Source organism: Pseudonocardia yuanmonensis (assembly GCF_039542425.1).
In the GTDB taxonomy this organism is placed as follows: Bacteria; Actinomycetota; Actinomycetes; order Mycobacteriales; family Pseudonocardiaceae; genus Pseudonocardia; species Pseudonocardia yuanmonensis.
The window spans coordinates 1-574 of sequence record NZ_BAABIC010000073.1 but is presented as its reverse complement, the minus strand read 5'-3'; the positions used below and the strand labels follow the sequence as shown (position 1 = coordinate 574).

The following is a 574-nucleotide window of genomic DNA, read 5'->3' as shown; positions in this document are numbered from 1 at the left end:
CTATAGCTTTAGGAGTCAATCAAACAAAAGAATAAAAGCTTCTAGTTCTACTAAATTGTAGGTCAATAAGATGTCAATCTAATAAAGCAGGATCTAAAGCTTTATCTAGTAGATTTTTTATTTTAATAGGAGTAATTAAATTCAATTTATTCACGTTATATTTGTCGTTTTTCTCTAAATCTAGATTAAAAGAAGATCTAACTATATTGTATTGAGGTTTAAATACTTTAATATAGTAGTCTTCTCTTTCTCTAAGTGCAGTATTCTTAGAATGTTCTACAAATTCTAAAATAGTAAGGGAGAAGTTATTAAATCCGTATTTAAGGAAAGCTCTGTGTAGTCTAGAAGATTTGTTATCAATTAATCGGCTAACATAAAGATAATTATTAATTCTAACAAAGATGTCTTTAGTCATCCCTATATAGTATTTCTTGTTAACTTTATTAGTAATCATATAAATACCCGACTTCTTTTTAAGGCTAAAGAAAGAATAAGGTTTAGGTCTATCGTTAGTAATGGCAAAATAACCGGATGTTTTCAGTTTAGACATATCCTCAAAGATGGCTGGAGGGCC

1 protein-coding gene is annotated in these 574 nt (G+C 28.4%); it reads right to left on the bottom strand.

Translation table 11 applies throughout. The annotated features are described in order from the left end of the window. Positions 1 to 73: 73 nt before the first annotated feature. Positions 74 to 574: GIY-YIG nuclease family protein (locus ABD990_RS34170; RefSeq protein ID WP_345384944.1), on the bottom strand; the 501-nt coding region annotated here is incomplete at its 5' end.